Source organism: Cellulomonas hominis (assembly GCF_005239125.1).
Classification (GTDB): Bacteria; Actinomycetota; Actinomycetes; order Actinomycetales; family Cellulomonadaceae; genus Cellulomonas; species Cellulomonas hominis_A.
Map to the genome: position 1 here is coordinate 1 of NZ_SZYE01000197.1, position 6,859 is coordinate 6,859.

At 80.1% G+C, this 6,859-nt stretch carries 6 protein-coding genes and 1 pseudogene; 3 read left to right on the top strand and 4 right to left on the bottom strand.

The features are described from left to right. On the top strand, positions 1 to 684 hold a 684-nt coding region (locus FA014_RS16800), incomplete at its 5' end, for a YesL family protein (protein ID WP_154730790.1). Positions 685 to 813: 129 nt separating this feature from the next. After that, positions 814 to 2,127 carry a glycosyltransferase family 4 protein gene (locus tag FA014_RS16805; RefSeq protein WP_195969334.1) on the top strand — a complete coding sequence of 438 codons (1,314 nt, stop codon included), beginning with the start codon at positions 814 to 816 and terminating at the stop codon, positions 2,125 to 2,127. A gap of 103 nt (positions 2,128 to 2,230) precedes the next feature. Here FA014_RS16805 and FA014_RS16810 read toward each other — a convergent pair whose 3' ends face one another. The 4 genes from FA014_RS16810 to FA014_RS16825 are packed head-to-tail and all read right to left on the bottom strand — an operon-like array spanning position 2,231 to position 6,307. Next, positions 2,231 to 3,037, bottom strand: coding sequence for a glycosyltransferase family 2 protein (locus FA014_RS16810; protein ID WP_154730792.1), 807 nt, complete (start codon positions 3,035 to 3,037; stop codon positions 2,231 to 2,233). Continuing rightward, a complete protein-coding gene (locus FA014_RS16815) occupies positions 3,034 to 4,053 on the bottom strand; it encodes a hypothetical protein (protein WP_154730793.1) in 1,020 nt (339 codons plus the stop codon). The genes FA014_RS16810 and FA014_RS16815 overlap by 4 nt, the downstream gene beginning before the upstream one ends. Further along, positions 4,050 to 5,168, bottom strand: a complete 1,119-nt coding sequence (locus tag FA014_RS16820) for a glycosyltransferase (protein WP_154730794.1) — start codon at positions 5,166 to 5,168, stop codon at positions 4,050 to 4,052. Before FA014_RS16820 ends, FA014_RS16815 begins: the two co-directional genes overlap by 4 nt. Continuing rightward, on the bottom strand, positions 5,165 to 6,307 hold the full coding sequence (locus FA014_RS16825; RefSeq protein ID WP_154730795.1) for a glycosyltransferase: 1,143 nt from the start codon (positions 6,305 to 6,307) through the stop codon (positions 5,165 to 5,167). Before FA014_RS16825 ends, FA014_RS16820 begins: the two co-directional genes overlap by 4 nt. Positions 6,308 to 6,423: 116 nt before the next feature. Here FA014_RS16825 and FA014_RS16830 point away from each other — a divergent pair. Next, positions 6,424 to 6,859, top strand: a pseudogene (locus FA014_RS16830) (hypothetical protein); the annotation flags it as partial.

Below are 6,859 nucleotides of genomic sequence, written 5' to 3' on the forward strand. Positions count from 1 at the left end.
GGCGCCGGCGCGGAGGGCCGGCACCGGGTGCTCGTGCACGAGGGCGGCGAGGACGTCGGCGGCTGGGCCGGTGCTGTCATGCGCTGGCTGCGCGTCGCCGCCCGGCTGGTGGCGGTCAACCTCCTCGCCGTGCTCGGGACCCTGCTCGGCGGGGTCGTGCTGGGCGTGCTGCCCGCGCTCACCGCGGCGGCGACGGTGCTGGGGGCCGTCGCCGCGGGCGAACCGCCGGAGTCGGTGGGGCGCGCGTTCTGGGCGGAGTACCGGGCCGGCTTCCGGCGGGCGAACCGGCTGGGCTGGCCGCTGCTCGTGGTCGGCGCGCTGCTCGTCGCGGACGCGCTGGCGCTGCCGGTGCTCGCGTCCGCGACCGGGTCGACCGGGCCGGCCGCCGTCGCCGCGGCCGGGCTGCTGGTCCTCGGGGCGGGCCTGCTCGTCGTCGGCGCGTGGTTCCTCGCGGTGCTGCGCCGGTACGACGAGCCGTTCGGCCGCACCTGGCGGTTCCTGCTGCTGGCGCCGCCGGCGTCGCCCGGGACCGCCCTGGCGGTGCTGGTGACCCTGGGGGCGCTGGCGGTCACGGGCTGGCACCTCACGGTGCTGGTCCCGCTGCTCGGGGTGTCCGGCGCCGTGCTGCTCACCGGCGTGCTCGTCGACCGGCGCCTGGACGCGATCGACGCGACGGGGCGCTGACTCCCGGGGCGCCGTCCCTCGGGTCTCCACCCGGGGCGGGACACGCGGGCGGGCGCGGGGTGGAGGGGCGGAGAAGGGCAGGCGGGGATGTCGGCGGGCGGCGCGGCGCGGCGTCGGCGAGCATGGGGCGTGGCCTCCGACCTGCACGCGAGCACGCCCGCGACCCCCGCGCCCTCCGCCGCGCCGGCCCCGTCCGGCGCGCGCCCCGCCCGCGGGCGCTGGCTGGTGGCCACGACCGAGTACGCGGGGCTCACCCCGTACACCGGCGGCATCGGGCGGCACTACGCCTCGCTGCTCCCCGCGCTCGTCCGGCAGGGCGCGGCGGTCGACCTGCTGGTGCTCGCGGACGGTCCCCTGCTGCCCGGCGCCGACCTCGGCGGGGTCCGGCTGGTCGGCCACGTCCGGCCGCCGCGCGCCCGGGTCCCCGCGCTGCTCGCCCGCGCCGCGGCCGTGCGCCGGGCGTACCGGGGCGGCGCCTACGACCGGGTGTTCCTGCCCGAGTGGGCCGCGCTCGGCGTCGCCCTGCCCGCCGGTGCGCCGCTGCTGACCAACCTGGCGACGAGCACCCGGCTGGCGAACGAGGTCGCCGGCTTCACGCCCCGGTCGTTCGGGCTGCGCGGCGGGGCGGTGGTGGCGGTGCAGAGCCGGCTCGAGGACCGGCAGGTGCGGCGCTCGGCGGGTCTGGTGCCGATCTCCCGGGCGATGCAGCGGTGGACCGAGGGCGCGTTCGCGGGGCTGCCGCCGGCCCGGGTGGTGCGCAACTGCATCGACGTGGAGCACGTGCGCCGGGCAGCGGGGTCGGCCGGGCTGCCCGCGGGCTGGCCGGACGACGGCGCGCCGGTGGTGCTGTTCCTCGGGCGGCTGGAGCGGCGCAAGGGCGTCACGGACGCGTTCGCGGCGTTCGCGGAGGTCGCCCGCCGGCACCCCGCCGCGCGGCTGGTGCTCGCCGGCGCGAGCGGCGACCGCCGGTTCGAGCCCGACCGGCCCGCGCTGCTCGGCCTGCTGCCCCCGGAGGCGCGGGACCGGGTCACCTGGCTCGGCCACGTGGACGACGACACCCTCTACCGGGCGGTCCGCGAGGCCGCCGTGACGACCTGCCCGTCCCGGTGGGAGGGGTTCGGCAACGCCGCGCTCGAGGCCAAGGCGATCGGGGGCGCGCTCGTCGTCACGACCGGCAGCGGCTACGACGACTTCTGCACCGACGGCGAGGACAGCCTCATGGTGCCGCCCGCCGACCCGGCGGCCCTGGCCGGGGCCCTGCTGCGGCTGCTGGACGACCCCGTGCTCGCGGCGACGCTCGGCGCCCGCGCGGCGGCGGGTGCGCAGCGGTGGACGGCGGACCCGGTGGCGGCCGACCTCCTGGACGCGGCGGACGCCCTCCTGGGCTCGCCCGGCGCCGCCGCCCGCACCACCGAGCGAGCACCCGACACGTCGAGCGAGTAGTCGCCGACTGCTCGCTCGACGTGTCGGGTACCCCCTCGGGGTCGTGAGGGCGCGGCGCGGGGGGCGCGGCGCCGCTGCGCCGCGGGCGCTGCGGTGGCGGGGGTCAGGCGCGGTGCCAGGCCGTCCCGTCCCAGCGCACGGCGCCCGCCTCCGCGAACGCCCGCAGCCAGCCCTCCATCGGCCACCGCCTCCACCGGCGGGCGAACCGCGCGCCGTTGCGCAGCACGTCGTCGAGGTGCTGCCAGGGCGGGCTGCTGGTCGGGTGGTGCTGGTGGTACGCGTGCGCCCCGCCCACCCACGCGAGCGGCACCCCGGCGTCCCGCAGGGCGTACCCGAAGTCCGTGTCCTCGCCGCCGTAGCCCTCGTAGCCCTCGTCGAACCGGGGGCCGTCGGCCCAGCGGCGCGCGGTCAGGGCGAACGACAGCGACCAGAACAGGTCGTACTCGTCGTCGTGCGCGACCTGCACGACGCCGTCCGGGGGCGCGGGCCGTGCCGGGTGCGGGCGGGTGGCGGCCGCGAGCGCCGCCGGGTCGTCGACCTCCGCGCCGGGCGGGAGGTAGGTGACCGGGCCGCAGAGCACCGCCGCGGGGTGCGCGGCCGCGGCCGCGGCGTACCGGTCGAGCAGGCCGGGCCCCGGCACGCAGTCCGCGTCGAGGAGCACCAGGAGGTCGGCTCCCCGCGCCACCGCGCGGTCCGCGCCCGCGTTCCGCGCGGCCGCCAGCCGCAGCCCGTGCGGGCCGGGCGGCACCCGGAGCACGTCGTCGGCGTCGAGCGCCGGCGGCTCGTCGTCGCCGACCCACACGACCACGGCCGACGTCGCCGGGTCCCGCCGCACCGCCGCGAGCTGCCGCCGCAGGTGGTCGACCCGGGGTGCCGAGCACAGGGTGACCACGGCCCGGGCGCCGGTCACGAGCCCGCCCCGCGCCGCGCGACCTCCGCGATCGCCTCGGCCGCCCGCGCCGCCGCCCCCGCCGTCCCCCACACCGACCAGTCCGGCTGCAGCGCCTCCGCACGGTCCAGCACCTCGGGCCACCGGTCCGGCTCCGGCCACGCAGGCTCGACGACGGCCAGCCCGGCCCGGCCGAGCGCGCGGGCGGTGACGGCCTGCTCGTCGAACGGCCGGTCCTGCGGCACCACCACGGCCCGCGCGCCGGCGACGGCGAGGTCGGCCACGGAGTTCTGCCCGGCGAACGACACCACGGTCCCCGCGGCGGTGAGCTCGCGCCAGGGGTCGTCCGACCACGCGCCGCCCGCGCCGAGCGCGGTCCACCGCCGCCCGGGGGTCGCGCGCGCCGCGGCGTCGACGTGGTCCGCGGTCACCTCGGACCCGCCCCGACCGCCGAGCACCAGCACACCCTCGCGGGGGACGCCCGGCGTCTCCCGGCCGTCGAACCGGCTGATCCCGCCCGTGAACACCACCCGGTCGCGCACCGGCTCCAGGTGCGCGGCGGGCAGGACGTCGGCGGGCCACGGGGCCAGCACCCGGGCGGCGGCGCGCAGGCCGAGGGCGTGCGGCTCGTCGTCGCGGAGCCCCGGCTGCGCCACCAGCACCGGCGGGACGCCGAGCAGCCGGGCGAAGACGGTGACCTCGACCGACACGTCGACGACGATCGTCGAGGCGCCCCGGGCGTCGAGCTCGCGGGCGATCCGCGCGAGCCGGCCGCGGTGGCCCGGGTGCAGCAGCGGGGCCCAGTGCAGCAGACCGCCGGCGGCGGGGTCGGCGGCCGCGGGCGGGCGGCCGGCCGGGTCCGGGTCGTCGTCGCGGTCGAGCCGGACCCAGTCGACGTGCGCGGGCAGCCCGGCGGGCTCCGGCAGCGAGCTCAGCGCCACGACGTCCGCGTCCAGGTGCGGCGCCACGGCGCGCAGCCGGCCGAGGTGCCCCGACCCGTGGTGGTGCACGTACCAGGCGACGGTCGGCCGGCTCACGCGATCAGCTCCGCGCCGGTGGCGTGCTCGGCGACGAGCGAGCGGAACACCCGCTCGAGGGCCTCGACCCGCGCGTCCAGGCCGTAGTGCCGGCGCGCGGACGCGCGCACCCGCGCCCGGAACCCCGGTTCCGCGGCCGAGCGCGCGGCGAGCCGGTCCGCGGCGGCGGCCAGCGCGGCCACGTCGCCGCGCGGCACGGCGGACATGCCGGTCGCGGTGCGCGCGATCTCCCGGATGCCGCCCGCGCCGAACGCCGCGACCGGCGTGCCGCACATCAGCGCCTCCGGGCCCACGAGGCCGAACGGCTCCTCCCAGGCGGGCGTCCCGAGGGCGCAGGCGCTGCGGCCGATCAGGTGCGCGAGCTCGGGCTGCTCGAGCAGGCCGACGTACCGGACGCCGTCCCCCACGAGCGGCAGGACGTGGCGCTCCGCGTACTCGCGGTCGCCGATCCGGCCGGCGATCGTCAGCTCGCGGCCGAGCAGCCGCGCCGCCTCGATCGCCAGGTGCGGCGCTTTCTCCGGCACGAGCCGGCCGGACCAGACCAGCCCGTCGCCGCCCGGGCCCGCCGGCCAGCCCGCCGGGTCGATGCCGTTCGGCAGCACCGTGGCGTCGACGACCGGGGCCCACTCGCGCCGGGTGTGCGCGCTGACCGCGAGGAACCGGGTGTGCCGGGCGTGCGCGGCCGCGTCGACGAGCTCCGGCTCCAGCGGCGTGTGCAGCGTGGACACCATCGGGACGCCGAGGGAGGCGGCCCGCCGCAGGGGCAGCCCGTGCAGGCAGTGGTTGGAGATGACGTCGTACCGCTCGGGCGCGCGGGCGATCACGTCGAGCGCCCGGCCCAGCGCCGGCACCGACCGCTCCCGGTAGGCGGCCGGGTACTCCGAGTCGGTGGCGTGGGCGCCCTCCGGCCAGTCGAGGGTCGGCAGCGCGAACTCGGGGGGCCCGCCGTCGAGGAAGTCGGAGCCGCGGACGGCGATCAGCGACACCGCGTGCCCGCGGGCCCGGAGCGTGCGGACCTCGTTCCACACGGCCGACTCGAGGCCGCCGGCGTGCGGCTGCCGGATCGGGAAGCGCAGGGGCGCGACGACGACGACGCGCAGCGGGGACCCGGTCACCGCGCGCCTCCGCCGAGCAGCGAGCGGTACAGGGCGGCGTGCTGGTCGGCGGCCGCCCGGTCCTCGGCGAGGCGCCGCGCGCGCCGGTCGCGGACGAGCGCCGCGCGGGCCGCCGTCCCGGCGCGGGTGGCGGCCGGGGACCGCAGCAGGTCGCGCAGCGCGGCGGCCAGGCCCGCGGCGTCGCCCACCGCGCCGGACGTCGCGACCGAGCCGTCGGGGTGCTGCTGGTGGTAGTAGCCGACGGCGGGCGCGGCGACCGGGACGCCGAGGTCCCAGCACAGCTCCAGCCAGCCGGAGTGCGTGCCGTGCGCGTAGGGCAGCACGCACGCGTCGAGGCCGGCGAGCGCGGCGGCGAGGTCGTCGTCGGCGAGGCGGTCGTGCTCGACCAGCACCGCCGTGCCCGGGTCCGCCGCGGCGCACAGGGCGCGCACCTCGTCGCGGGCCGCCTCGTCCCGGACGCGCCGGTGCAGCCGGACCTCGGCCCGCGCCGGCAGGCCCGATGCGCGCAGGTCCGCCACGGCGGCCAGCAGCGCCCGGGTGGCGGCGGGGGCGTCGACGTTCGGGCGGAGGTCCTTGAGGTGCAGGCCGACCACGCGCTCGGCGGTCTGCGCGGTCGCGCCGGACGGCGCCGCGGGCAGCGCGCCCAGCAGCCGCGGGTGCGGCACGACCAGCGCGTCCCGCCCCCAGCGCTCGCGGATCTCGGCCGCCGCGCCCGGGGTGAGCGTGACGAGCGCGTCGGCGCCCGGCACGAGCACGTCGAGCTGCGCGCGGTACCCCGCCTGGTCGACGAGCTGCGGGTGCTCCAGGTCGTGCACGGTCACCACGACCGGCCAGCCCGCCGCGCGCGCCGCGTCCAGCGTGCGGGCCAGGTGCGCGGGGTCGAACGACTCGGTGCCGAAGTGCACGTGCAGCAGGTCCGCCTCGGCCGCGTGCGCCGCGATCCACGCGGGGTCGAGGACGACCGGCGGCCACCAGCGCCCCTGCTCGGCGCCCGGCGGCGTCGGGTCCGGCAGCACCGTCAGGCCCGCGGCGTCGGTGACCCGGGCGACGTAGGGGTGCGCGGCGGGCACCGAGGCGACCCGCAGCGTGCGGCTCGAGGACCGCGACGCGCCCGCGGTCGGTGCCATGAGCTGCGACATGCGGTCCTCTCGTTCGGGCGGACGTGCCGCCCGGTCCCCGAGCAGCGCGGCATCGCGGTGGTGCGGGCAGTCTCGCGCGGTTGCCGCCTCCCCGCGACTCGACCACGATTGCCGCGATGACCAGGACCGACACCCCCGTGCTCCTCCTCACGGGGCCGCCACGGCACGGCGTCGCCCGGTACGCGGCGGACCTCGCGGCGCACGTCCGCGCGCTCGACGCCGGCACGCGGGTGCTGCGGGTCGACGACCCCCGGGACCTGCCGGGGGCGGCGGCCGGGGCGGGCCGCGCGCACCTGCACGTGACGGACCGGCTGCTCGCGGCCTCGCCGGACGCCGCGGCGGACCTGGTGGAGCGGCTCGCCGCGGCCTGCTGCCTCACGGTCACGCTGCACGACGTGCCGCAGGAGTCGGACGGCCCGCGGAACCTGCCGCGGCGGTCGGCGGCGTACGCGCGGGTCGCCGCGGCGGCGGCCGGGGTGGCGGTGAACAGCCGGCACGAGGCGCTGCTGCTGGCGGAGCACGGGGTGCTCGCCGCCGGCCGGGCGCACGTCG